The sequence below is a fragment of the Rhabdothermincola salaria genome, from assembly GCF_021246445.1.
Classification (GTDB): domain Bacteria; phylum Actinomycetota; class Acidimicrobiia; order Acidimicrobiales; family Acidimicrobilacustridaceae; genus Rhabdothermincola_A; species Rhabdothermincola_A salaria.
Genome location: NZ_JAJQXW010000001.1, coordinates 550,920 through 575,800, shown reverse-complemented (window position 1 = coordinate 575,800; position 24,881 = coordinate 550,920). Strand labels below are relative to the sequence as shown.

At 71.8% G+C, this 24,881-nt stretch carries 20 protein-coding genes; 7 read left to right on the top strand and 13 right to left on the bottom strand.

Annotated features, from left to right (window positions below; genetic code table 11):
• Positions 1 to 542: 542 nt before the first annotated feature.
• The 8 genes from LUW87_RS02695 to LUW87_RS02660 form a co-directional block, all read right to left on the bottom strand.
• On the bottom strand, positions 543 to 1,889 hold the full coding sequence (locus tag LUW87_RS02695; protein ID WP_232669534.1) for a hypothetical protein: 1,347 nt from the start codon (positions 1,887 to 1,889) through the stop codon (positions 543 to 545).
• Positions 1,886 to 3,088: a glycosyltransferase gene (locus LUW87_RS02690; RefSeq protein WP_232669533.1), complete on the bottom strand. Its 1,203-nt coding sequence runs from the start codon at positions 3,086 to 3,088 to the stop codon at positions 1,886 to 1,888. The genes LUW87_RS02695 and LUW87_RS02690 overlap by 4 nt, the downstream gene beginning before the upstream one ends.
• A gap of 2 nt (positions 3,089 to 3,090) precedes the next feature.
• Positions 3,091 to 4,830 carry a tyrosine-protein kinase domain-containing protein gene (locus tag LUW87_RS02685; protein WP_232669532.1) on the bottom strand — a complete coding sequence of 580 codons (1,740 nt, stop codon included), beginning with the start codon at positions 4,828 to 4,830 and terminating at the stop codon, positions 3,091 to 3,093.
• A 47-nt stretch (positions 4,831 to 4,877) separates the two neighbouring features.
• On the bottom strand, positions 4,878 to 5,819 hold the full coding sequence (locus LUW87_RS02680; RefSeq protein WP_232669531.1) for an NAD-dependent epimerase/dehydratase family protein: 942 nt from the start codon (positions 5,817 to 5,819) through the stop codon (positions 4,878 to 4,880).
• Complete coding sequence (locus LUW87_RS02675) at positions 5,816 to 6,991, bottom strand: DegT/DnrJ/EryC1/StrS family aminotransferase (RefSeq protein WP_232669530.1); 1,176 nt, start codon at positions 6,989 to 6,991, stop codon at positions 5,816 to 5,818. The genes LUW87_RS02680 and LUW87_RS02675 overlap by 4 nt, the downstream gene beginning before the upstream one ends.
• Entirely contained in the window at positions 6,988 to 7,605 is a 618-nt protein-coding gene (locus LUW87_RS02670; RefSeq protein WP_488169000.1) for a sugar transferase, read from the bottom strand. Before LUW87_RS02670 ends, LUW87_RS02675 begins: the two co-directional genes overlap by 4 nt.
• A gap of 168 nt (positions 7,606 to 7,773) precedes the next feature.
• Positions 7,774 to 9,417, bottom strand: coding sequence for an ABC transporter substrate-binding protein (locus LUW87_RS02665; RefSeq protein ID WP_232669529.1), 1,644 nt, complete (start codon positions 9,415 to 9,417; stop codon positions 7,774 to 7,776).
• A 613-nt stretch (positions 9,418 to 10,030) separates the two neighbouring features.
• Positions 10,031 to 11,344 carry an O-antigen ligase family protein gene (locus LUW87_RS02660; RefSeq protein ID WP_232669528.1) on the bottom strand — a complete coding sequence of 438 codons (1,314 nt, stop codon included), beginning with the start codon at positions 11,342 to 11,344 and terminating at the stop codon, positions 10,031 to 10,033.
• 213 nt (positions 11,345 to 11,557) lie between these two features.
• On the opposite strand from LUW87_RS02660, the gene LUW87_RS19005 reads away from it, so the two are divergent.
• Positions 11,558 to 13,186 (top strand): polysaccharide biosynthesis tyrosine autokinase, encoded by a 1,629-nt coding sequence (locus LUW87_RS19005; RefSeq protein WP_232669527.1) that lies wholly within the window; start codon positions 11,558 to 11,560, stop codon positions 13,184 to 13,186.
• 2 nt (positions 13,187 to 13,188) lie between these two features.
• The gene (locus LUW87_RS02650; RefSeq protein ID WP_232669526.1) at positions 13,189 to 14,436 is read left to right on the top strand and encodes a glycosyltransferase; all 1,248 of its coding nucleotides are present in this window, start codon (positions 13,189 to 13,191) and stop codon (positions 14,434 to 14,436) included.
• Between the two features lie 15 nt (positions 14,437 to 14,451).
• On the opposite strand, the gene LUW87_RS19000 is transcribed toward LUW87_RS02650, so the two are convergent.
• Positions 14,452 to 15,585, bottom strand: a complete 1,134-nt coding sequence (locus tag LUW87_RS19000; protein ID WP_232669525.1) for a glycosyltransferase — start codon at positions 15,583 to 15,585, stop codon at positions 14,452 to 14,454.
• 105 nt (positions 15,586 to 15,690) lie between these two features.
• On the opposite strand from LUW87_RS19000, the gene LUW87_RS02640 reads away from it, so the two are divergent.
• From LUW87_RS02640 to LUW87_RS02620, 5 genes are all read left to right on the top strand, one after another.
• Positions 15,691 to 16,470 (top strand): sugar transferase, encoded by a 780-nt coding sequence (locus LUW87_RS02640; RefSeq protein ID WP_232669524.1) that lies wholly within the window; start codon positions 15,691 to 15,693, stop codon positions 16,468 to 16,470.
• Complete coding sequence (locus tag LUW87_RS02635) at positions 16,467 to 17,312, top strand: ABC transporter permease (protein ID WP_232669523.1); 846 nt, start codon at positions 16,467 to 16,469, stop codon at positions 17,310 to 17,312. The genes LUW87_RS02640 and LUW87_RS02635 overlap by 4 nt, the downstream gene beginning before the upstream one ends.
• On the top strand, positions 17,302 to 18,603 hold the full coding sequence (locus tag LUW87_RS02630) for an ABC transporter ATP-binding protein (protein WP_232669522.1): 1,302 nt from the start codon (positions 17,302 to 17,304) through the stop codon (positions 18,601 to 18,603). Before LUW87_RS02635 ends, LUW87_RS02630 begins: the two co-directional genes overlap by 11 nt.
• Positions 18,600 to 19,682, top strand: a complete 1,083-nt coding sequence (locus tag LUW87_RS02625) for a glycosyltransferase WbsX family protein (RefSeq protein WP_232669521.1) — start codon at positions 18,600 to 18,602, stop codon at positions 19,680 to 19,682. Before LUW87_RS02630 ends, LUW87_RS02625 begins: the two co-directional genes overlap by 4 nt.
• An 83-nt stretch (positions 19,683 to 19,765) precedes the next feature.
• On the top strand, positions 19,766 to 20,653 hold the full coding sequence (locus tag LUW87_RS02620; protein ID WP_232669520.1) for a glycosyltransferase family 2 protein: 888 nt from the start codon (positions 19,766 to 19,768) through the stop codon (positions 20,651 to 20,653).
• 80 nt (positions 20,654 to 20,733) lie between these two features.
• Here the strand turns inward: LUW87_RS02620 and LUW87_RS02615 are convergent, their stop codons facing one another.
• The 4 genes from LUW87_RS02615 to LUW87_RS02600 are packed head-to-tail and all read right to left on the bottom strand — an operon-like array spanning position 20,734 to position 24,846.
• Positions 20,734 to 21,777 (bottom strand): glycosyltransferase family 2 protein, encoded by a 1,044-nt coding sequence (locus tag LUW87_RS02615; protein WP_232669519.1) that lies wholly within the window; start codon positions 21,775 to 21,777, stop codon positions 20,734 to 20,736.
• Positions 21,774 to 22,688 (bottom strand): sulfotransferase family protein, encoded by a 915-nt coding sequence (locus LUW87_RS02610; protein WP_232669518.1) that lies wholly within the window; start codon positions 22,686 to 22,688, stop codon positions 21,774 to 21,776. The genes LUW87_RS02615 and LUW87_RS02610 overlap by 4 nt, the downstream gene beginning before the upstream one ends.
• Positions 22,685 to 23,869 (bottom strand): glycosyltransferase family 4 protein, encoded by a 1,185-nt coding sequence (locus LUW87_RS02605; RefSeq protein WP_232669517.1) that lies wholly within the window; start codon positions 23,867 to 23,869, stop codon positions 22,685 to 22,687. The genes LUW87_RS02610 and LUW87_RS02605 overlap by 4 nt, the downstream gene beginning before the upstream one ends.
• A complete protein-coding gene (locus LUW87_RS02600) occupies positions 23,866 to 24,846 on the bottom strand; it encodes a glycosyltransferase family 2 protein (protein WP_232669516.1) in 981 nt (326 codons plus the stop codon). Before LUW87_RS02600 ends, LUW87_RS02605 begins: the two co-directional genes overlap by 4 nt.
• Between the last annotated feature and the right edge of the window lie 35 nt (positions 24,847 to 24,881).

Sequence of the window (24,881 nt, the reverse complement as noted above, 5' to 3'; positions counted from 1 at the left end):
TCGTCGGAGCAGTGCTCGCCAGGTGAACACAGCGGCCCAGAATCTGGCGGCGACGGCCAGGTCAGTCCGTGACTTGCCGTGGCGGTACTGCGATCCAGCGACCAGGCACAAGCTGCTGACAGCTGAGCGGGCCCGATCACACTTTGCTGGTAGGACCGGTTCGGCAGCGTGCCATTCCCTCGATCCGCTGCCCCGGGCCTGCTCGATGACAGTCTCGATCACGCGACTCGAGTGATCAGCAAGCAGGAGGGGACCCAGATGGGCAATGCCCCGGCGATGAGAAAGGAGAGAATATGAGGCCGCCGCCAGGGCGAAGCCTGGCTTTCCCAGCGATGTGATCAGTGCGATCAAGCCAGCCAGTTGAGCTCTGGGTCCAGTACGGCGATCAGTCTGTCCTGATTGGTCCTGTGACGCGGCCTCGGCAGCTCGGGCGGAAACCCACTCAAGACAACTCACAATGACCTCAGGTGAGACGGCACCAACGGCACCCTCAGACTGCACAGATCGCCTGCGCGACACGCGGCGACCGGCGGCTGGATTCATCAGCGGGTCCATGACGACTTGGTGTCATGTGGTGTCGATCGTGGCGAGGCCTTCGGTAAGCGATTCGAAGACGCTTCCTGCAGGGCCAAGACCAGCAGGAGCGACATAAAGGGCCAGACCTGCATTCGTTGACGCGCCAACAGTCCGAAGTTGCCATAAGTCACGACAACGCTACTGAAAGCGAGAATGTATCCGGACGAATAGAGTGTCCAAAACCCTCGCTGCCGATACAGCCGAGAGAATCCGCCCTTCGCCAGGCCGTAGACACCAAGCACAAGGGCCGCGGCTGCCTCGGCGGCTGTCAGCAGCTGAAATACGCTACGAGCCTCCCAGAGATAGGGGCGGAAGAGCGTGGTCAGTACAGCCGAAGGGAGGGAGCCAAATGAGTTGACGGGTTGAGCCTCGTAACTGGCGTCGCCGAGTCCCTCCGACGTTGCCTCGGCTCGGTCCACTGCGGCGTCATACAGACTCGCACCCTCTTCAACATTTAGAAGTGACGAAGTGAGCGGAATCAACGCGAGCAGTACTCCGGCACCGAGGAGCAAGCCAACCGCTCGACGCACCGGCGCTATCTCCCTTCCATGTGCAAAGAGGAGCGGCAATAGGAGCGCACCCACCGCGACCATTCCGATGTGGGGACGAATCATGCCTACGGTGAGGACGAAGACAGCGATGTACAGAAGCGCTCTCACTGGCTTACGGCCCCGGCGCCACAGTGCTACTGACGCAACGAACGAGCCAATACCCAAGAGAACTAGTGGCTCTTTGCCGAATCCTGAACTCCAGTAGATCGTGGTTGGAGCAAAGAACAGAATCAATGCGTACCACCGTCGCCAGGAGTCTCGCACGACCTCGCGTGTCGAGATCCAGAAGAGGACAAGGCCCACGGCTGATACGAAGCTGGCGGCGACTGACACGATCAGAAGCGAATCAGCGCCGAGGCTCCGGTAGAAATGGCCTAGACTTAGCTCAACGGCACCAGTACCAGGCACACTGCGCTGACTCGTGGCGATTCCAGTCAGCTCCAGCTCGGCCGAGATCTGCACAGCACGATTGTGATAACCCTGACTGTCCCAACCGCTACTGAAGAGCGCTTCTGCGTTTGAGCCGATCACGTAGGCCCCGACAGCGGCCGCACCTTTCAAGATCAGGAAGGCTCTTAGTACCTGGCGCTCAGCATCGCTGAGGCTGCGGAGTGTCGCTCGAGGAATCAGAACGTGCCAGAGCAGAAGGACTACAAGAATGGAGAACAGGGCGAGACGCACGAAGGGCTCGGCGAGTATGAGAACAGTGGTCGCGGTCAGCGCGATGAAGCCGATCCCGGACCAACTGACACGGATATTCACGGAGTGTCCCCGCTATAGCGGGGGATGCCCACAGCAAACTTCTCATCGACGGCGCCCTGCCAGAGTCCGAAGTGATCTCGGAGCGTCGAGTGAACTTGCCTGCGATCGAAGCGATCGCGCACCCACGATGACGAGCTTGAACCGGCGACGGGACAGTTGGCCGCTGCAACTAGCGCAGTAGCTAGAGCCTGAACGTCTCCTATTTGAACTAGACGACTGCAGGGCGCTGGCGAGACCGCGTCCACCGTCCCCGTGGCCGTATACCCCACGACCGGGACACCAGCGGCTTGAGCCTCAAGAGGCGCATTGGGCAACCCCTCCCGAAACGACGGGAACGCCAACACGTCCATGGCCGCGTACATCTGGTCGGGCTCGTCCACCCAACCGACGTGCAGGATCCGCATATCCGCCGCCACCCGAACCCGCGTCGCCTCGTCGACCGGGTCGCCCGGTTCGTAGTCCCCCACCACCAGCAGGCGCATGTCCTCCCGAACCCGGGCCGCAATATCGAAAGCCTCGATGAGGTCCACGAAGCCCTTGTCGCGCACCAGGCGTCCCACGAACCCGACCACAAAGGCGTTGTCCGGCAGGCCCAGCTCAGCCCGCACCACGGACTTGTCGGGCAGATTGGCGAAGCGCTCCACGTCTACCCCGTTGCCGGACCCCGCTCCCAGCACGATCCCGCGACCCGGGGCGATGATCCCCTCGTACTCGGCCAAGGCCCGCAGGCTCCGACTGTTGAACAGCGTCTGTGTCGAGCACCGGACGGCCAGGCGCTCCAGCGCCTTGAAGAGCGTGCGCCGACGGCCAGTGAGGGTCTCGAAGCGCAGGCCCCGCACCACATACACCCGCACCCCCACCCTGCACAGCCACGCCGCCACCGTGCCCAGCAGGCCCGCCTTGGGCGTCGAAGCACTCACCACCTGCGGCCGGCGCCGGCGGATCAGCCGCACCGTGGCCACCAGGGCTCGCATGTCCTTCCAGGGGGAGGGCTCGCGCACGAAGGGCAGCTCGTGCGCAACCACGCCCTCCGATGCCCCGAAGGCGTGGAGGTCGGCGCCGGGAGCCGACGCCAGTTCCACGTCGAAGCCGTGGTCGCGCAGGTAGGCCAACTGGCCCTTCAACAGGCGGGTGCTGATGGGGTCGGTGATGAGATAAAGGATCCGGGGCACACCCGGCCCGCCGGCCGCCGCATTCATAGTCAGCGTCGCATCAAGCGGGAACGACGGGAGGCCGGCGGATCCTGGTCAGGATCCGCACTGGCTGCAGTGCCGGCGGTTGTGACACCTGGCCCGAACGGGTCGCCGGCCATGTCGGGTCGCGCTCCGTTCCTCACCGGCGCGTCGGACTGGTAGTGGCCATAGCCGTACCCATAGCCGTAGCCCCCGTAGCCAGAGACGCGTCCGGGCTCGAAGCGGTTCAGGACGGTGCCGATGAGCGGGGCGTCGACCTGGCGGAGCTGGGCCAGGGCCCGCGCCAGTTGGCGGCGGTCCGTGCGGCTGGCCGACGCCACCATCAAGAGCGCATCGGAACGTGCGGCCATGATCAGCGGATCCGAGACCGCCAACACCGGCGGCGTGTCGATGATCACCAGATCGGCCGACTCGGCCAGCCGGTCGATGAGCTCCGACATCCGTCCCGAGCCGAGCAACTCGGCCGGGTCCGGCGGCACCGGGCCCGTCGGCAGGATCACCAGGCCGGGCAGATCCGGCAGCCGTCGCACGGCCTCAGTGAGCGACGACTGGCCGGTGAGCACCGTGGTGACACCGGTGTCGTTGGCGAGCGAGAAGCACTCGTGCAGCCGGGGTCGGCGCAAATCGCAGTCCATCAGCACGACTCGCTGACCGGCCCGGGCTGCGGTGACGGCGAGGTTGGTGGCGGTGGTGGTCTTGCCGTCGCCCTGGCCCGGGCTCGTGACCTGCAGGGTCTTCAGCGGCCGATCGATGCTCAGGAACTGCACCGAGGTGCGCAGCCGGCGGTATGCCTCGGCGACGTCCGAGCGGGGCTGCACGAGGGACACCACCCCGGCCTCGTCGAGCGTAGCGGCCCCCTTCTTCCGGTGCTTCCGGCTGCCGTAGAGGGGCACCACGGTAAGCGTTGGCAGGCCGCTGACGTCTTCGAGCTCCTGGTCGGTGCGCAGACGGGTGTCGAGGTACTGGAGGAGGTAGGCGAGGCCGACGCCGGCCACCAGACCGAGGATGGCGGCCAGCAGCACGTTGCGGACGATGTCGGGCGAGAACGGCGACGAGGGGACAGTGGCGGGATCGGTCACTCGGACCCCACCGCTCTGGGCCAGCCCGAGGTTGATGCTCAGGTTGTCGAGCAGAGTCCGATACCTGCCCCGGGCGTCCTCCAGAGGTTGGCGCTCTTCCTGGAAGTCAGCCTCGATGGCCACGCGAGCCAAGGGGTCGAGCACCCCCACGAGCGCCTCGGCTTCGCGCTGGTTGACCTCGGCGATCTGAGCATCGACGTCGTTGAGCTGGCCCTGCAGTACTGCACTGGCGGCCTCGTACTCGGCCAGGCTCTGCGACTGACGCTCGGCGATGAAGGCAGCGGCGTAGGCGTCGGCCGCCTCGGCGGCGACCGTGGCATCATCGCTCACCGCCGTGAACGTGAGCGAGGCGGTGGTGTTGTCGCCGCTCACCGAGAGGGTCGGGCCCGCACCCACCTGTTCCCGGGCCACCGAGCGCACCACGGCGCTGTCGGCCAAGTTCACCTCGGCGGCAACGCTCTGGGGCTGGGTCACCGTTCCGGTGAGCGACGGTGTGCCGCTGATGGCCACCTGGGTAGTGGACCGGTAGAGCTCCGTGCGGGTGAGCGAGTACGCCAGTGCGGCGGCTACGGCGACGACCACACAGGCCAGGATCCACCACTTGCGACGCCACAGGATGGCGATGTGCTCGCGAGGATCGGTCGCGGCTGCGGGTTGGGGTGCGGCCATAGCTTCGTCACCATAGACCTGCGGCGGTGCGTGGTCGTGGGAGCCACTCACGTAGCGGCCCCGGCGCCAGTGGAGCGGAACCAGGCGACGGTGCGAGCCAATGCCTCGGGCAGCGGCGTCGGTTCCACGTCCGGAAACAGCGAACGGAACCGGGTCTGGTCGGCTTGGGAGTGGGGCACGTCGCCGGCTCGAGGCTCACGATGCTCCCGTTCCAATGGATGGCCCAAGATCGTCTCGAGCTCACCGATGAGCTCGAGGAGCGTGGTGCGCGTGCCGAAGGCCAGGTTCACCGGCAGCGGACTATGGGTCCGGTCGGTCACCGCTCGAGTGAGCACACTGGCCACACTGTCAACGAACGTGAAATCGCGGCTCTGGCTGCCGTCGCCGTTCACCGGTAGGGGCCGACCGGCCAGAGCAGCGTCGACGAAGGCCGGAACCACCGCCGCGTAGGCGTGGCCGGCAGGCTGCAGGGGCCCGAAGACGTTGAAGAAGCGGAAGGCCAAGGTCTTGATCCCGTAGCTGGAGCCCCAGGCCAGGGTGTAGGTCTCCGTCGCCAGCTTCGATGCCGCGTAGGGGCTCACCGGGCGCAGGGTGAGGTCCTCTTGCTTGGGCAGGGTGGGGTTGGCGCCGTAGACCGACGACGACGATGCCACGACCACTTGGCCGACATCGTGACGGCGCACCGCCTCGAGCACCTTCACGGTGCCGGTGGCGTTCACCTCGTGGGCACTCCACGGATCGGCGATCGAACGGGGTACCGACGGACGAGCCGCCAGGTGGATGACGGCGTCGGCCCCGGGGAGGACCTCATCGAGGGCGGTGTCATCGAGGATCGACCCCTCCACGAGGGTGGCACCGATGCCCTCGAGGTTCGACCGGAACCCCGACGAGAGGTCGTCGAGAGCAACCGCCTCGATGTTGTGCTCGGCCAGCAGCCGGCAGGTGTTGGCGCCGATGAACCCAGCACCTCCGGTGACGACGACCTTCAACTGGTGCTCCTGACGATGCTCGGGGCCGGGCTGGAAGCGCCGGAGACCTCGAGGAATGACGTGATCTGGTCGAGCGCGGGGCGCAGCTCGGTGTCGTCCATGCCGCTGCCGCTCGGCAGACAGAGACCCGTGGCGAACAGCGCGTCGCTCGTGCCATCGAGGCGAGCCGGCGCCTCGACGAACACGGGCTGGAGGTGCATGGGCTTCCACAACGGTCGGGACTCGATGTCGGAGGCCTCGAGGTGAAGACGCAGCTCCTCGGCGCTGAAGCCCGCCCGCTCGGCATCCACGGTGATGCACGTCAGCCAGTGGTTCACGGTGCGGCCGTCGACGATCGGGTTGAACTCCACACCGTCGACGTCGGCGAACACGTCGACGTACAGAGACCGGATCTCCGCTCGACGGGCGATCCGGTCGGACAACCCGACGAGCTGGCCCCGCCCGAAGGCGGCCAACAGATTGGACAGGCGGTAGTTGAAGCCCACCTCGACGTGCTCGTAGTGCGGGGCCCGCTCACGGGCCTGAGTGGCCAGGTGGCGCACCCGGTGCGCCATGTGCTCGTCGTCGGTGACCAGCATCCCGCCGCCCGACGAGGTGATCAGCTTGTTGCCGTTGAACGAGAACACCGCGGCCTCACCGAACGAACCGGCCGGCCGCTCCCCCAGCGCCGCCCCGATCGCCTCGGCCGCGTCCTCGATGAGCGGCACCTCGTACTCGGCCAGGATCGGCACGATGCGGTCGTAGTCGGCGCACTGGCCGTAGAGGTCCACCACCATCGCCGCCGCCGGCATCGGACGGCCCGCCCGGCGGCGATCGGCCAGCTCCTCGGCCAGCAGCTCCGGGGACATGTTCCAGCTCTCGGACTCGCTGTCGATGAACACCGGGGTCGCCCCGCAGTACGTGACCGCCGCGGCCGAGGCGACGAAGGTGAAGGTGGACACCAGGACCTCGTCGCCGGCCTTCACCCCGAGCTCCAACAGGGCCAGATGCAGCGCAGCGGTGCCGGAGGCGAGGGCCACCCCGAAGCGGCGGCCCGAGAGCTCGGCCACCTCGGCTTCGAAGGCGTCGAGGTCCGGGCCGATCGGGGCACACCAGTTGGAGTCGATGGCGGCCAGCACCATCTCTCGCTCAGGGCCCCGCACGTCGGGGGCGGACAGGTAGATGCGGCTCACGGTTCCATCCTCGTCGCCCGGCGCTGCTCATGGGGGGTGAGCTCGGCCATGGTCGCATGGTCCGGGGCGCTCACCCCACCACCGTGCAGAACCACGGCCACGGTGCGGGCCAGGATCTTCAGGTCCAGGCGGAACGACCGGTTGTCGACGTACCAGACGTCTGCCGCCAGGCGCTCGTTCCAGTCGAGGGCGTTGCGGCCCTGCACCTGGGCCCAGCCGGTGATGCCAGGACGGACCAGGTGGCGGCGGCGCTCCTCGGGGCTGTACCGCTCGAGATAGCGCTCCGGCAACGGACGAGGGCCCACCAGGCTCATCTCACCGCGCAGCACGTTCACCAGCTCGGGCAGCTCGTCCAACGACGTGCGACGCAGCACCCGGCCGAGACCGGTCAGGCGCTCGGCATCGGGCAACAGGGACCCGTCGGGGCCCCGAGCGTCGGTCATGGTGCGGAACTTCACCAGCTCGAACGGGCGGCCCATGCGGCCGAGGCGCCGCTGGCGAAACAGCACCGGCGAACCCAGCCGCAGGCGCACCAGCACGGCCACGACGGCCACAACCGGCCAGAGCACCACCAGCGCGGTCGCCGCCACGACCACATCGAACATCCGCTTCACTCGCCGCTCCAACCCGACCACCGCACGTGGTCGCAACTCTAGCCACCGACGCACAGGGCCCCGGTCCGGTTGCCACCTCCCACCGCCCCTCGACGCGAGTGCAGGGGCCCGAGGTGGTCGGGCCCCTGCACTCGAGATCTGCTCAGCCCCGCTCAGGGGGCGAAGCGATCAGTCGGCGATGAACGCCTGGTCGAGCAGGACCATCGACGCGACGGTCGGCACCATGCCGTACACGTCAGGAGCCCACGCGATGAGGTCGGGCTGCTGCGACAGGTTCACTGCCGGCTGGTCCACATCCCACAACGCCTGGACCTCGTCGAGGACCTCCTGGGTCTCGGCCTCGTCGCTGGCGGCGCGCAGCTCGGTGAGCAGCGCGTCCATCTCGGCGCTGGCGTAGCCGCTCGGGTTGGTGGCGCTCTCACTCGACAGGTCCCGGTACATCGCCACCCAGGGCTCGGCGTCGTCGACGCTCATGCCCCACAGGATCATGTCGAAGTTGGCATCGACGAACACCCGGTTCAACATGTCCGAGACGGTCGGGACGACGTCCACCTCCACGTCCATCCCCACGGCGTTCAGCGAGGCCTGGGTGCTCAGCGCCCGGTCCTCGGAGCCGACGGTGGTGATGATGCTGAGGCTGCCGTCCCAGCCGTCCTCGGCCTTCACCTCTTCGACGAGGCGCTGAGCCTCTTCGGGGTTCGGCTCGATCGACGACTCGGTGCTCCACTGCGACGAGGGACCCATCACCGTGTACGCCGGGAAGCCCTGGCCGTTGTAGCCACGCTCGTTGTACGCCTCGGAGTCGACAGCGTGACGAACAGCGAGGCGGACGCGGGGATCGGCGGTCGGGCGATCGGTCTGACCGCGAGACCCGTTGTTCAACAAGATGATCTCGCCGCTGTTGTTCAACACCAGATAGCCGGGGTAGCCGGCGTCGATCAGCTCACGAACGGGCTCCGGGTCGCGCACGAAGCCGGCCTGGAAGTCACCCGCGAGGATGGCGTCCGCCGTCGGCTGGGCACCCTGGAGCAGGGTGAAGCGAACCTGGTCGAGGTTCGGACGGCCGTTCCAGTAGTCCTCGTTGGCGTTGACCGACAGCACCTCGTTGGCGGCGAACTCGTCGAGCACGAACGGACCGGCGCCGACGGGGTTCGACGCCCAGCCCTCCGGATCGGCCTGGATCGCGGTGGGCGAGGCGATGTAGCCCGCCGTCCACGACAGCAACCACGGGAACCCGGCCCACGGGTCGTCCAGGGTGAAGGTCACCGTCTGGGCGTCCGTCGCCTCGAACGTGATGCCGTTCAGCAGCGCCCCGGTGCGGTTCTGCTCGTCGACGTGGCGCTGGAGGTTGAACACCACCGCCTCCGCGTCGAGCGGGGTGCCGTCGGTGAACGTGACCTCCGGCCGCAGCTTCAGGGTCCACTCGGTGAAGTCGTCGTTCGGCGTCAGGCTCTCGGCCAGCTGCGGCACGTACTCGTCCGCCTCACGGTCGAAGCGCATCAACACGTCGTAGAGCGCAGCCAGCTCGATGCCGCCCGCGGTGCCGCTGCCGGTGATGACGGCCGGGTCCAGACTGCGCACCGGGGAGAACATGCCCATCGTGAGGGTGCCGCCCTGTTGGGGCTCGGGCGCCTCCTCCACGTTCACCAGACCCGACGTGAGGCCCTCCTCGAGCAGGGCCCCGCCGCCGTCGCCGTCGGCCGAGCTGTCGTCACCGCTGCTCGCGCACGACGTGGCGACCAACAAGGTGAACACGACGAGGCCGAGCGCCCTCAGCCACCGTGCTCGTGCCGTTCCGTTGGCACGTTCCATCTGCATCAATCCTCATCAACTTTCCAATGACGTTCCGACTCTCGAAACGCCGCGGCGACCGTTGCGGCCACCCGTCGCCGTCCGAAGTGCACAGCACTTCAGGCGACGACGGCTGAACGCCCGACGCCGACCTCTCCCCCTCGACCCGGCCAGAACCGGACCCGAGTGGAACGCACGCTCGCCCCGGGGGCGCTAGCCCCCGGCGGTGCAGACCGTCGAGGTGCGCTGCTCGTCGAGCATCGCCGCGCAGGGTCGCCCGGCAGCCTCTGGGTCACGTAGCTGCATCATCCATCCCTTGTTGACATGCGCGTCAGCAGGCGACCCCGGCCCAACCGAGAGCCGATCATCCCGGGCGAGATCCCCACCACCCAGATGCCGTCGGTCGCGAACTCCCACGCCAACGCCACCGTGGTGTGGTTCAACGCCAGGGGCGAACGCTGCGGTGTGAGACGCCATGAGAGGCCAACCTAGTGCTCGCCGTCGACGTCTCGAGACACGAGCGGCGCGGCCCAGCGACGGCGCACTTCGCCGTCGTGTGGCGACGGGCCGTCGACCCCGACCGGGTCCGCGCCCGGCCGCTCACCATGGCCGTCGGGCGCCGACCTCGTCTTCTTCACGCCGCGCCAGCGTCGAGCCTGGCGTCGTACCGCCGGGCGGGCGAAGCAGGCGGTTCTCGGTGTCCTCGCGCCTCGGCCAGCGCCATCCCGATGAACACGTAGGCGCAGCCCACGCGGCCGGCGACCCAGAACACGTCGAGGAGGGCGGCCACCACCTCGACCACGAAGATCATGGTGCCCAACATGGCCAGGTCGCTGCGGCTGCGGCGCACCGCCCGCCACGTCACCCACAGCACCAGCACCACGCCGGCCAGGCCCACCACGCCGGCCTCGCCCAGCTCGTTGACCACGATGTTGTGGGCCACGCTCGTCTCGAGGTCCGGGTCGGTGAAGTAGCGCACCCCCGCCCCCAGCACCGGCTGCTCGCGCCACAGGTCGAGCGCCTGGCCGAACACCTCGGCCCGAGTGGCCACCGCGTTGCCGGGGCTGGCGTCGGGGGCCAGGTCGCGCTCGCTCACCGACACCGCCACCAACGCCATCAACACCAGCGCCACCACCCCCGCCGCCATGGCCCGCTGGCGGCCCCGACCCCCCGACGCGCCCAGCACCGCCCGGGCCACCAACGCCAACGCCAGGGCCAACGCCGCCCCACGCGACTGGGTGGCCAACAACCCGGCCAGCAACAGGCCCTGCACCGGGTGGCGCAGGAACGGCGCCCAGCGCAGGCGGTGGCGGGCCGCCACCGTCACCACCAGGGCGAAGGCCATCACCAGGCCGGCCGCGTTCTTGTTGATGTCGAACGGATAGGCGGGCTGCCCGCCGCTCGACACGGCGAAGCCCACCGCCCCCAGCGCCACCACCCCCACCACCAGCACGAAGGCCCGCAGGGCCACGTCCACCGCCCCGGTGCGCACCAGGGCCACCCCCACCAGCAGCGGCCCGGGCACCAGCACCAGGCGGTGCAACCACTCCAGCACCGCGTCGGTGCTCGGGTTGGCGGCCACCACCACGGCGATGGCCCCGAAGTACACGGCGAAGGCCACCAGCACCCGGCGCAGCTCCACGTCGTCACGCCGGGGGGCGAAGCGCAGCGCCACCAGGGTGCCGAGGATCATGGTCAGATCCGCGTAGCTCATGGCCCCGCCGAAGAAGGGCACCCGCATGGTGGCCACCGCCCCCACCAGCGCCACCGCCAGCACGGCCTGGGGCACGGCGAAGGCGGCGGTCACGAACAACACGAAGGCCGCCAGCGCCAACGCCCTCCCGGCGGCGGAGGGGGCCAGGTAGCCGGCCATCACCGACAGCACCACCAGCACGACGAGGGGCCCCACGACGGTGAGGGTGAGGGTGCGATCGAGGAGGCGGCCCATGAGCGTGAGGTGAGCGGCCGCCGGCACCGCCCGCCGAGAGAGCGGACGACGATGGCACCGGTGCGCAGCGGCTCGGCGCCCACGCTATTGCCTGGCCCGCCCGGCGGCCGCCACCGGGTGCCCGACGCCCCCAGAGCCGAACGGTAGGCTCCTCGCTTCCGTCCCGGGCCGGAGCACCCGCCGCGCCCGCCGACCCCCATGGATGCCCACCGCGTGAGCCCGACCAGCGCCACCACCAGCCCCGACGACACCCCCACCCGCGGCCTCGTCGACTACCTGGCCGCCCTGCGGCGCCGCTGGTACTTCCTCGTCATCGGCCCGCTCGTCGCCCTGCTGGTGGCCGTGGGCATCACCCAGCTGCAGACCCCCGTCTACTCGGCCACCGCCGAGATGCTGGCCCGCCCCGGCACGGGCAGCCTGTTCAGCGACGAGGGCCCCACCGACACCAACAACCGCCAGCTGGCCACCCAGCTCCAGCTCATGCGCTCGGCCCCGGTGCGCCAACAGGTGGCCGACATGCTCGGCATCGGCGTCGGCGAGGTGCCGCCGGTGTCGCCCTCCCCCATCGGCCAGACCCTGGTGGTGGCCGTCCGCGTGGAGTCCGACGACGCCGAGTTGGCCGCCGCCGCGGCCAACGCCTACGTCGAGGTGTTCATCGACAGCCGCCGCACCGCAGCGGTGGAGGACCTGGCCGCCGCCGGCAGCGAGCTACAGCTCCAGGTCGACACCCTCCAGACCCGCATCGACGAGATCGACCTCGAGCTCTTCGGCCTCGACCCCGACGCGCCCGGCGACGCCTTCGGTGAGCTCGAAGCCGAACGGTCTTCCCTCGAAGCCCAGCAACGGCTCTACCAGGACCGCATCGACCAGCTCCAGGTCGACACCGCCCTGCAGGACGGCGGCGGCCAGATGGTCACCCCCGCCACCCCGCCGGCCAGCCCCATCAGCCCCACCCCGGCCCGCAACGCCGCCATCGCCCTCGTCGCCGGGTTCGTGCTCGGCCTGGCCCTCGCCCTGTTCGTCGACCACCTCGACGACACCGTGCGCGACGACGACGACCTGGCCCGCGTCGCCCCCTCCGTGCCGCTGCTGGCGGCCGTGCCCGCCGCCAAGGTGGACGGGCGCCGCCCCGTCGTCATCGACGACCCGGGCTCGCCCGCCTCGGAGGCCTTCCGCAACCTGCGCACCTCGGTGCAGTTCCTCGGCATCGACCGTCCCCTCAAGATCATCGAGGTCACCTCGGCCGTGCCCGGCGAGGGCAAGACCACCACCGCCTCCAACCTGGCCGTGGTGCTGGCCCGCGCCGGCAAGCGGGTGTGCCTCGTCGACTGCGACCTGCGCCGGGCCCGCCAACACGTCGTGTTCGGCGTGCCCGCCGAACCCGGCTTCACCTCCGTGGTCCTCGGCACCTCCAGCCTCGACCAGGCCCTCGTGCCCGTCACCGGCGAAGAGCGCCTCTACCTGCTGCCCGCCGGCCCCCCGCCGCCCAACCCCTCCGAGCTGCTCTCCAGCCCCCGGGTCAAGCAGGTCTTCGACGCCCTCACCGCCGAAGGCGCCTTCGACACCGTCATCGTCGACGCCCCACCCGTGCTGCCCTTCAGCGACGCGGTGGTGCTCTCCGGGCGCGTCGACGGGGTGCTGCTGGTGCTGTCGGCCGGGCAGACCAAGCGCCCCCACGTCACCAAGGTGCTGCACAGCCTCGGGCTGGTCGCCGCCCCCGTGGCCGGCCTCGTGCTCAACAAGGCCAAGGGCGGCAACGGCCTGGGCAAGGGCTACCAGGGCTACGGCTACTCGGGCTACGACACCGGCTACGCCGACCGCGAACCGGCCCCACCGCGCTGACCGTGCCCGGCCCCCACCGGCTCCGGGTGGTGCTGGTGTCCCCCCACCGCATCGTGGGGCCGGGGGCCCTGCCCCCCACCGACGGGTTCTCGTTCCGCTACCGAGCCCTGGCCTCGGTGCTCGACCGCCACACCGAGCTGCGCGTCGTGCAACCCCGCCCGGCCCGCGGCGAAACCGCGGCGCCCGCGACAGACGCCGAAGCGACGCACCCATCGGGCGACCACGACCCGGTGCTGATGGAGACCGCCGGCCCACCCCGCGTGTCGCCCGGTCGCCTCCGCCGCCTCGCCACCGTCGCCGGCAGCTTCGTCCGACCGGCCGGCCGACCGGCGCGCCGCCAGGCCCGCTGGGTGGCGGCGATGACCATGGCCGCCCTCGACGGCGACCCCGACGTGGCCGTGGTCATCGGCCACGACGGCGACGACACCTTCGCCTCGCTCACCACCCAGGTGCCCACCGTCGTGTGGGCCGAGGAACGCCTCTTCACCCCCGTCGGGCGCCTCGGCGCCGCCCTGCGCCACCTCGAGGACCGGGCCCGGCGCCGCACCCACTCCGAACCTGCCGCCGTGGTGGTGATCTCGCCCGCCGAACGGGCCTGGGCCGAGCAGCGCTACCCGGGCACGCCGGTCCACGTCGTCGACCACGTCGTCGACACCACCTACTGGACCCCCGAGCCCCACCCGCAGCCCGACGACCCCGACGACGAACCGATCGCCGTGCTGGCCGCCGGTCGGCTCGACACCGTGCGCAACACCGACGGCCTCCTCGCCGTAGCCGGCGCCCTCACGCAGGCCACCGCCGCCTCCGGACGCGACGCCGTGGCGGTCGTGGCCGCCGGGGTGGCCGGCGACCCGGCCACCCAGGCCGCCCTCGTCGACGCCGGCGTCCGCTACGCCGGGGCCCCGCCCGACCTGCGCCCCCTCTACCGACGAGCCGCCGTGGCCCTGGTGGCCTCGTTCGCCACCTCCGGGGCCAAGACCACCATCCTGCAGGCCTGGGCCATGGGGGTCCCGGTGGTCACCACCCCGGCGGCAGCGAGGTCGGTGGGTGCCCTCCCCGGCACCGACGTGGTGGTGGACGACACCCCCGAGGCCGTCGCCCGCGCCGTGCTCGGCCTGCTCGACGACCCCGACCGCCGGGCCGACCTGGCCCGGGCCGGGCGAGCCACCCTCGAACGCCACCACACCGTCGCGGCCTACGAACAGCAGGTGTCTGCCCTCCTCGAGGAAGTGGGCACCGGCCGGGGCTGACCCCCGGAGCGCCCCTCAGCCGCCGAGCACCCAGCGCCGCAGCTCAGCGGCGAAGTCGGGGCGGTCGACGCCGGCCACTGCCGCCGGGTCCCACCCGGTGCCCAGCAGCCGCTCGAGGCCGGCCGCCACCGACCCCACCGTCGGGTCGTCCACGAACAGCCCGTTCACCCCCTCGACCACCGTGTCGAGGTACCCGCCGGCCCGCAACGCCAGCGTCGGCGTGGCGAACGACGCCGCCTCGAGCGGGGTCAGCCCGTAGTCCTCGTGCGACACCGCCACCAGGCCCGCCGCGTGACGGTAGAGCCACCGCAGCTGGGCGTCGTCGGCGTCGGTCACCAGCGTCACCGGCGGACCCGACCCGCCGGCGTCGGCCAGGGCGCGCAGGCGGGCCTCGTCGGGACCCCGCCCCACCACCACCAGGGCCACCCCGGCCCGCCGGGCCGCCTCGATCACCACGTCCACGTTCTTGTACGGCAACAGCCGCGCCACGCACAGCCCGAACGGCGCGTCCGAGGCGGGCCCGCCGGGCACCGGGCGCTCGGGCCCGCCCGGGGTGAGCGCCGGCGGGGGCGGTACCACCACCGCGTCGCGGCCGTAGACCTCGGCGATGGCGCGACGGGTCACCGTGGAGTTGCACAGCACCACGTCGAGCGACGCCATGGCCCGGCGGTCCCACGCCCGCAACGGTGGACCGCCCACCGCCACCAGGCCCCGCTGCGCCACCCCGCCGGACCCCTCCCCCGTGTAGCGCCGGGTCTGGTGGAGCCAGCGGGCCGGCGCGTGCACGTAGCCCACCTTGCGTCCGTCGGTGCGCACCCCGTGGGCCCACCCGCTCGACGAGCACACCACCACCTCCGCGTCCACCCTCGTCGCCGAGAACGCCGGGGCGTACAACGGCAGGCCCCAACGGTGGTGGCGGGCCAGGCCCGGCACCCGCTGCAGCGCCGTGGGCCGCACGTCGACCTCCGCGAACGCCGGGAACGTGCCCGCCGCGTCGTAGACGCTGGTATGCAGCGGCGCCCCCGGGAACGCCCCCACCATCTCGAGCACCACGCGCTCGGCGCCGCCGCGCTGGGTGAGGTAGTCGTGGACGAGAGCGACGGAGGTCATGGGAGAGGTGGCCGCGACCCCGCCCCGGAGGCCCTGCACCGCACCTGACACTACGGCGCCGACAGCCCCTGCCTCTCGGACCGGAACGAAAATCCCCGGTGCTAACCTCGCCGCCTTGTGGCGGACGGCCCGAGGAGACCCTGGATGTCCAGAGCTGTCGAGACGCCGACCCTCGGGCCCCGGCCCGTCCGTCGGCGACGCCGTCGCGGCGCGCTCGCCGTCAAGCGGCTCCTCGACCTCGCCGGCGCCTCGGTGATGCTCGTCGTCCTGTCGCCCCTCATGGCCGCCATCGCCGTGGCCATCCTGGCCAGCTCCGGACGCCCGGTGCTGTTCCGGCAGGTGCGGGTGGGCCAGGACGGCCGGCTGTTCACCATGTTGAAGTTCCGCACCATGGTGTGCGGCGCCGAGCACCACCAGCCCGCCCTGCTCGACCGCAACGAACGCCTCGGCCCCCTGTTCAAGATGGCCGACGACCCCAGGGTCACCCGCATCGGGCGCTGGCTGCGCCACTCCAGCCTCGACGAGCTGCCCCAGCTGCTCAACGTCATCGCCGGCGACATGAGCCTGGTCGGGCCCCGCCCGGCCCTCCCCGCCGAGGACGCCCAGTTCCCCGCCCAGCTCCACCGCCGGGTCGAGATGCCCCAGGGCATCACCGGGCTGTGGCAGCTCGACGGACGCAACGACGCCGACTTCGGCAAGTACACCGAGCTCGACCTGCGCTACGTCGAGCAGTGGTCCCTCGCCCTCGACCTGCAGATCCTGGCCCGCACCCCTCACGTCGTGTGGCGGCAGATGAGGGCCCGGGCCGACGAGGCACCCGACGTGGTCGACCTCACCGACCCCGCGAACACCGGCGACGCCGACCCCACCCGGACCGACGGCCCGGCGGCGACGTTCGCCGCCGAACCGTCGTCCCTCACGTGACCGACCCCACTCCACTCCCCAAGCCGCTGCTCACCATCCGGCCCAAGCGCTCGTGGCTGCCCCCCGGTCCCCGCGAGCTGTGGGAGTTCCGCGAGCTGCTGGTGCGCCTCGCCGCCCGCGACATCACCCTGCGCTACCGCCAGACCGTGCTCGGGGCCGTCTGGGTGATCCTCGTGCCCCTCCTCGGCGCCGGCGTGCTGTCGTTCGTCTTCGGCGGCGTGGCCGACCTCGAGGCCCCCGCCGGCATCCCCTACTTCGTGTTCACCCTCGCCGGCATGGTCACCTGGACCACCTTCAGCCAGGTCACCACCCGCACCAGCTCGTCGCTGCTCGGCAACGCCCAGCTCGTGTCCAAGGTGTACTTCCCCCGGGTGATGCTGCCGCTGTCCACCATGTTGTCCACGCTCGTCGACGTGGCCGTCTCGCTCGGGCTGCTCGTCGTGCTGCTCGTCGCCACCGGCGTGCACCCCGGCCTCGGCGTGCTCACCCTGCCGCTGTGGTTCCTGCTCGTGCTGGCCCTGGCCCTCGGCGTCGGCCTGGCCGCCGGCGCCCTCATGGTGCGCTACCGCGACGTGCAGTACATCCTCCCCGTGGCCGTGCAGTTCCTGCTCTTCGCCAGCCCCGTCGCCTACACGCTGGCCAGCGTCCCCGAGGGCTCGCGCATCTTCTTCGAGCTCAACCCCCTCACCGGCCTGCTCGAAGGCATGCGCTGGGCACTCATCGGCACCCCCCGACCCTCGCTGGTGCTCGCCGCCTGGTCCGCCGGGGCCGCCCTCGCCGTGTTCGCCGCCGGTATCGCCATCTTCAGCCGGATGGAACGGGCCTTCGCCGATGTCATCTGACCTCGCCATCCGCGTCGAGGGCCTGTCCAAGGCCTACACCATCCGCCACCACCACAACGACCACATCACCCTGGCCCAGGTCGCCCTCGACCGCCTGCGCCACCCCCTGCGCCGCAGCCAGACCGAGGAGTTCTGGGCCCTGCGCGACATCAGCCTCGACGTGCCCCGCGGCGAGGTCATGGGCGTCATCGGCCGCAACGGTGCCGGCAAGTCCACCCTGCTCAAGCTGCTCACCCGCATCACCGGGCCCACCGCCGGGCGCATCGACCTGTGGGGCCGCATCGGCAGCCTGCTGGAGGTCGGCACCGGCTTTCACCCCGAGCTCACCGGGCGCGAGAACATCTATCTCAACGGCGCCATCCTCGGCATGCGCCGCACCGAGATCGACCGTCAGTTCGACGCCATCGTCGACTTCGCCGGCATCGAACGCTTCCTCGACACCCCCGTCAAGCGCTACTCCAGCGGCATGTACGTGCGCCTGGCCTTCGCCGTGGCCGCCCACCTCCAGACCGAGATCCTCCTCGTCGACGAGGTCCTCGCCGTCGGCGACCAGGAGTTCCAGGCCAAGTGCCTGGGCAAGATGCACGACGTCGCCGCCGACGGGCGCACGGTGCTCTTCGTCAGCCACCAGCTCGACTCCGTCGCCCGCCTGTGCACCTCGGCCATGGTCCTCGTCGAGGGCCGGCGCGACTACCTCGGCCCCGTCGACGACGCCATCGCCCACTACCTCGACACCTCCGGCGCCGACACCCACTCCGGCGAGATCCCCACCACCCGGGCCCGGGCCCGCACCCCCGTGGCCGTCACGTCCGTGGCCGTCGTCTCCGAGCCCACCACCACCGCCGCCCCCAAGCGGGTGCGCTTCTCGCTGCGCGCCAAGGGCGACGACCGCCACCGGGTGTACGTGCAGGTCGTGGTGCGCAACCGCCGCGGCGAAGCCGTCGTGGTCTGCGACTCACGCCACACCGGCGACTGGTTCGAGGTCGACGGCCACCTCACCGCCGAGCTCACCATCGCCACCCCCTGGCTGGTACCGGGCACCTACCACGTCAGCCTCGAGGTGGGCATCCCCTACAACCGCTTCGACCTCGTCGAGAACGTGTGCTCGTTCGAGGTGCCCGAGCTGCTGCCCTACCCCCACCCCGCCGGCACCGACGCCATCACCGGGCAGGTGTTGGCCGACTTCTCCTACCGCCAGCTGGAGAACGGCCCGCCGGTCCAGGGCGGCGGGGCCGTTGACACTGCGGCGAGGGACCGCGACGCAGCCGCCGAGCGATCGGAACGGGCGTGAGCGACGCCCCGGCAGCGAGGGCCCTGGCCTTCTACCTGCCCCAGTACCACCCCGTACCCGAGAACGACGAGTGGTGGGGCGCCGGGTTCACCGAGTGGACCAACACGGCCAAGGCCCGCCCCCGCTACCCCGGCCACCACCAACCCCACCTGCCCGCCGACCTCGGCTTCTACGACCTGCGGGTACCCGAGACCCGCGCCGCCCAGGCCGAGATGGCCCGCGCCGCCGGCCTCGAGGCCTTCGTCTACTGGCACTACTGGTTCGGCGGCCGCCGCATCCTGGAGCGCCCCTTCACCGAGGTGCTGGCCAGCGGCCGACCCGACTTCGGCTTCGCCCTGGCCTGGGCCAACCAGAGCTGGTCCGGCGTGTGGCACGGCGCCCCCGAACGGGTGCTCATCGAGCAGTCCTACCCCGGCGCCGACGACGAGCGGGCCCACTTCGACCACCTGCTCGACGCCTTCCGTGATCCCCGCTACGTGCGCGTCGACGGCCGTCCGCTGTTCTACGTGTTCCGCCCCGAGCACCTGCCCGACGCCGCCGCCTTCGTCGAGCGCTGGCAGGCCATGGCCCACGACGCCGACCTCGGCGGCCTCTACCTGGTGGCCGAGGTCGCCGACCTCGTCGGCCTCGGGCCCTCCTACCGCCGCGCCGCCGCCGACGGCTTCGATGCCACCTGCGCCATGCGCCTCCCCCTCGACACGTCGCCGTGGGCCCGGCGTCGCATGCGGGTGCTGCGCAAGCTGGGCCTGCCCGAGATCTACCCCTACGCCACCGAGCCCGTCGCCCACCCCGCCTCCACCGTCGAGCACCCGGCGCTGCCCTGCGTGTACCCCAACTGGGACAACACCCCCCGCTCCGGGCGCCGCGGCGTGGTCGCCCACGGCTCCACCCCGGCCAAGTTCCGCACCCACGTCGACGCCGCCCTCGGCCACCTCGACGCCATCGCCGGGCTCCCCGCCGAGCAGCGCCTGCTGTTCGTGAAGTCCTGGAACGAATGGGCCGAGGGCAACCACCTCGAACCCGACCAGCGCCACGGGCACGGCTACCTCGACGAGCTGCGCGCCGCGCTGGGATCGTGACCGCAGGGCAGGCACCCGACCCCGGGCCGGACGGCGACACGGCCCGGGACACAGCCAGTGACACGGCCCGCGACACCGTCGACGTGACCGTCGTGATCCCCGTGCGCGACGGTGCCGCCACCATCGCCACCCAGCTCGACGCCCTCGCCGCCCAGACCACCCGGTGCCGCTGGGAGGTGGTGGTGGCCGACAACGGCTCCACCGACGCCACCGTCGCGGTGGTGGCCGCCCACCCCCTCGGCCACCGGGTGCCGGTGCGGGTGGTCGACGCCGGCCCGGTGCCCGGCTCCAACCGGGCCCGCAACGCCGGCGCCGCCGCCGCCCGAGGCCGCATCCTCGCCTACTGCGACGCCGACGACGCCGTCACCCCCGGGTGGCTCGACGCCCACTGGCGCACCCTGCGCCACGGCCCCGACCGCATCGCCGCCGGCCCCCTCGACCCCACCGCCCTCAGCGGCCCCCGCTCCCGTCGCTGGCAGTTCGCCCTGCCCGCCCCCGCCGAGGGAGCGAACGGCTTCGTGTACGGCTGGGGCGCCAATCTGGCCCTGCCCCGCGCCCTGTGGGGGCGCCTCGGCGGCTTCCGCGAAGACATCCACGCCGTCGGCTTCGAGGAGGTCGACCTGCAGGGCTGTGCCCACGAGGCCGGCGTGGCCTTCGTGTGGGTCGACGACGCCCGCGTGGACTACCGCCTCACCCCCACCGTCGGCGGCCTGCTGGCCAAGACCTTCCTCCACGGGCGCGGCCTCGTCGGCTTCGCCCGCCGCCACCCCGGGCTCGTGGCCGACGACATCCGCCTCGCCGCCGCCCTGCGGGCCGCGTGCCGCACCGCGGCCGCCGCCGGCGTGCACCTGGTGCGCGGCGACGACCCCCGCCCCGCCGTGCGCCACGTCGCCTACCTGGCCGGCGTGGCCACCGAGGTGACCGCCACCTCACCGCCCGCCGAGCGCCTCCGTCGCCTCACCCGCCGCTGAGCCACCGCGGGCCAAGAGCCCGTCGTCCGACGTTCCCGGCGCACTCCGGGAGGCCGACGACGGCGACCACACGCCGCTCGTCACGTTCGCTCGATCCTGACCGCCGGGCGGGTGAACTCCACCCGCCACCGCAGCTCCAACAGCGCCTCCACCAGCGCGGTGAGCGGCCCGGGACGGGTGCGGCCGGCCCGCGCCTGCGCCACCAGGTCAGGCAGGTGGCGCAGCTGAGGCAGACCGAACACCACCAGGTCCACCACGTCGACCACCGCCGGGTGACGACCCGGACGGTGCACCCGGTCGGCCACCACCCGCCGCGCCGCCGTCACGGCGCGCTTCGAGGCCCCCGGACGGGCGGTTGCCGGTCCGGGCACCACCGACGGTCCCGACGGCGTCCGCGAGGGCGCGCTCCCCTGCTCGTCGAGATCCGGTCGAATCCCTCCGGCCCGGTAGCGGCGGGCGGTGGCCACCATCGAGCGGGGGCGGCGGGGGTGCCCGTGCAGCACGGTCGCCCCCTCGGTCGTGGTCACCACCAAGCCGGCCCGACCCAGCCGGTCGGAGAGGTCCATGTCCTCCCCGGCCGCCAGCGGGAACGACTCGTCGAACCCGCCCACGGCCTCGAGGGCCGGGCGCCGGACAGCAGCGTTGGCGGTGAGCAGGCGCTTGCCGTGGGGCCCGCGGCGGTGGTCGAGGTGGCCGAAGTCGGTCATCATCCGACTCACCACGTTGCGGGGGTGCAGCGGCTCGATGGTGCCGCCGACGGCGGCCACCCCGGGGTGCTCGGCGAAGAACGTACGCAGGTCGTCGAGCCACCCCGGCATGACCGCCACGTCGTCGTCGAGGAAGGCCACCACGTCACCCGACGTCGCCCGCCACCCCGTGTTGCGCGCCGTGGCCGGTCCCGCCTGGGGCTGGGCCAGCAAGGTCACGTCGAGGCCCACGTCGGCCACCACCACGTAGTCGCCCGGGTCCTCGCCGTCGAGCACCACCACCACCTCGAGGTGATCGTCCGGCAACAGTTGCCGTTGCAACGACAACAGGGCCAGCTGCAAGCGGTAGCGGCGATGCTCGCCCGCGGTGGGGATCACCACCGACACCGTCGGGCGGGCGCCGGCGCCGGCACTCACGGTGTGCTCCAGGGCAGATCGCGGCCGAGCCAGGTGGCCAGGGCCTCGTTGTACGGGGCGAACGCCTCGACCAGGCAGGCCCGGGTGGCCGGCGCCATCGGCGGCGGGGTGAAGGGCACCAGGCTGCGACCGTAGACATGGCGCCCCCACCGGGTGCCCCGCCGGCGCCAGACCGGGCCCCGCAGCACCGCCGGCAGGCGATTGAGGCGCGCCGGGTTGCGCAGCTCCAGGCCCAGCGCCAGCGGTTCGACCCCGAGGAAGCGCTGCACCGCCTCCACCCCGGCCACCGGGTCGGCCACGAGCTCCTCGAAGATCACCACGTGCAGCGCCGCCCGGTCCAGGCCCGCCGCCTCGTAACGCCGCAGCTGGGTGACGTAGCGGCCCCGGTCGACCAGCGACGTGAAGCTGTAGCGACCCCGGCCGAGCACCCGCGCCTCGTCGTCGAGGGCCTGCTCGAAGCTGCCTCGGATCACGCCGGTGCGCACCCCGTGCCAGTACGCCGACCAGGCCCGGTCCACCGGGTCGCGCAGCATGGCCACCAGCCTCACCTCCGGCAGATAGCCGAGGATCTGGCGGGGCGCCGACGGCAGGTACAGGTACTCGGGGGTGGCTTCACCGATCAGGCGCTCGCCCTGCCATCCGGCGAAGAACCCGGCGTAGTCCTCACCGCCCACCCCGGCGTCGTGCACCGTGCCGAAGTGGTGGGCCTCCTTGCCCGCCGGCACGAAGATGTCGGGGTGCCGGCCCAGGGCGACCGCCAGCGACGTCGTCCCGCACTTCTGGGCGCCGATGATCAGCCAGTCCGGGCGCAGCGGGCGCAGCCGCTCGCCCCCGGGGTCGACCGCGGGCCGGGCTCCGGCCGCTGCGGTGGCGTCGGTCGGCTCGGTCGGCTCGGTCGGCTCGGGGCTCACGATGCCGACCCCGCGCCCGCCGCCGTCGCGTCGACCACGGCGCGCAGCCGCTCGAGACGGTGAGCCCACGTCGAGGCCTCGGCCTGGCGGCGACCGCGCTCACCCTGGGCCCGCCGGCGCTCCGGGTCGGTGGCCAGCACGGCCAGCACCGCGGCCAGGCCCTCGGCCCCGTCGGCGTAGTCCACTGCGTCGGCGCCGATCTCGGGGGCGCCACCGCGCGGGGTGGCCACCACGGCCAGGCCGGAGGCCATCCCCTCCAGCACCACCAACGGGCACGGGTCGGCGAACTGGCTGGGCACCACCAACACGTCGGCGGCCCGGTACAGCTCGGGCACCTCGGCGTTGGGCACGTAGGGCACCAACGTCACCCGGTCGCCCAGGCGTTCGGCTCGGCGCCGCAGCCGGCGCTCGAACCGGCTCAGCGGCAGCCCGGGGGCATGGGTGGAGCTGCCCACGAAACGGGCCTGCACCTCCACCCCCCGCTCGGCCAGCAGCACCAGGGCGTCGAGGAGCACGTCGGGGCCCTTGGCGGGGATCATGGCCCCGACGAACAGCACCACCGGCGGCCCCGACCCGTCGGCGTGGGGCTGCGCGACTGCCGGGGTGAACCGGTCCACGTCCACCGCGTTGTTGACCACCGCCAGCCGGTCGGCCCACCGGCCCCCGCCGAGACGGTCGGCGAGCACGTCGCGCATGGCGCCCGACACGCACACCACGGCATCGACCGGGTCGAGCAGGCGCCGCAGCTCGCGCCGCGAGTACGTCTTGGACACCTGGGCGTGCAGGTACACGAACAACCCGCCGTCGTAGCCGGTGGCGCGCACCAGCGACGGGGCCACCGCCCCGTAGAACCCCTCGTGCACGAACACCGGCCCGTCGACCGAGCCCAGCTGCTCGGCCGCCGGCCGGTAGAGGCGCCCCGCCCACGGCCGGGCCCGGCCCACCCGGCCCAGGGCGGCGTCGGCCAGCATCTGCGGGCGGGTCAGGTACTCGTGGTCGAGGTGGGCGGCGTGGTCGACCGTCTCCACCCGGGCGTGGGGGAACTCGTAGGTGCGGTTGTGCGAGCCCACCACCACCGAATCGATGCCGTCTGCCGCCGCCGCCCGGGTGACCTCGCGGATCACGTTGTTCACCGCGCTGCCGTCGGTGGAGAACGGCATGGTGAGGTGCCACCAGGTCACGGCGCCACCTCCGGCCACGGATGCACCCGGATGCCCCGCCCCCCGGTGCGGTGGTCGATCACCGCGTCGAAGTCGCCGGCGTACACGGCGTCGAGGGAGGCCAGACGGGCCCGCATGTGGCCGTCGGCCTGCAGGCGGTGGCGGCTGTCGGCGGTGGTGCCACGGGCCGCCAGGGCGGCGAGGCGGCGCCGAGCCACCTGGGCGTCGCGCAGCGGGTGGTGGTGCAGCACCACGCTGCGGGCGCTCTCGCGCAGTCGCCCCCGGGCCCGCAGGGTGTGGAACCCCGGCGACACCGAGATCGGCGGGGCGTCGGCGTCGACCAGGAACAGCGGGTGCTTGTGGTGCCCGGCCCGGCAGGCGTCGTAGCCCACCTCCCGGCACAGCGGTTGCTGGGCCAACGGGTTCGTGCGAGCCACGTAGCCGTCGGGGGCGGAGGGGTAGTGGTCGAACACCCGGGCCCCCACCACCCTCGCCTCGGCCTCCACGCCGGCCAGGAAGCCGGGCAGCGAGCCACCCGGGACGTCCAGGAACTCGTCGGCGTCGAGCATCAGCCACCAGGCCCGGTCGAGGCCCCGCTCGGCGGTGAGGCGGGGGATCTGCCGGTTGACCAGCTCGTACTTGAAGGCCTCGTCGAACTGCTCGGTGGCGTAGGTCATCACCACCGTGGCGCCGGCGGCCTCCACCTCGGTGCGGGTGGCGTCGTCGCTGGCGTTGTCGAGCACGAACACCGCGTCCACCCCGAGGGCGAGGGCGTGGCGCACCGACGCGTAGGCGATCTCCTCCTCGTTCCACGTGGCCATCAGGGCCAGGATCGGGATGCCCGGACCGTGGACCGCACCGGGCGTGCCCGCCGCCTTCTCGGGCGTCGGCGTGACGATGTCGTCGGTGAGGCGCCGGCCCCGTTCGGTGCGCCGGATGGCCTCGCGCACCCGGCCCTTGAGCCCCGCGGGCAGGACTCGACGAAAGGCGGCGGCCATCGCCCGGACGATAGGCGACGCCGCCGAGCGCCCGG